This window comes from Massilia sp. TWR1-2-2 (assembly GCF_049897565.1).
In the GTDB taxonomy this organism is placed as follows: domain Bacteria; phylum Pseudomonadota; class Gammaproteobacteria; order Burkholderiales; family Burkholderiaceae_D; genus JAFCUW01.
Genome location: NZ_JAFCWM010000111.1, coordinates 1 through 634, shown reverse-complemented (window position 1 = coordinate 634; position 634 = coordinate 1). Strand labels below are relative to the sequence as shown.

Genomic DNA, 634 nt, shown 5'->3' with positions numbered 1-634 from the left:
GCTGATGCACTCGACACCTACATCCCTACGCCAGAGCGCGCAATCGATGGCGCCTTCCTGATGCCTGTGGAAGACGTGTTCTCGATCTCGGGCCGCGGCACTGTCGTGACCGGTCGTATCGAGCGCGGTATCGTCAAGGTCGGCGAAGAGATCGAAATCGTCGGCATCAAGGACACCGTCAAGACCACTTGCACCGGCGTCGAGATGTTCCGCAAGCTGCTCGACCAGGGCATGGCTGGCGACAACGTCGGTCTGCTGCTGCGCGGCACCAAGCGTGAAGACGTCGAGCGCGGCCAGGTTCTGGCCAAGCCGAACTCGATCAAGCCGCACAACCATTTCACCGGTGAGATCTACGTCCTGTCGAAAGACGAAGGCGGCCGTCACACCCCGTTCTTCAACAACTATCGCCCACAGTTCTACTTCCGTACCACGGACGTGACTGGTTCGATCGAGTTGCCAGCGGACAAAGAAATGGTCATGCCAGGCGATAACGTGTCGATCACCGTCAAGCTGATCAACCCGATCGCGATGGAAGAAGGCCTGCGCTTCGCCATCCGTGAAGGCGGTCGTACCGTCGGCGCCGGCGTCGTTGCCAAGATCCTCAGCGAAGGTAAATAATCTTAGGGGAAAGACC

1 protein-coding gene is annotated in these 634 nt (G+C 59.3%); it reads left to right on the top strand.

Annotated elements, in window-relative coordinates:
* A partial coding sequence (locus ACP7DD_RS26610) for an EF-Tu/IF-2/RF-3 family GTPase (RefSeq protein ID WP_426178416.1) occupies nt 1–618 on the top strand: 618 nt, incomplete at its 5' end.
* Between the last annotated feature and the right edge of the window lie 16 nt (nt 619–634).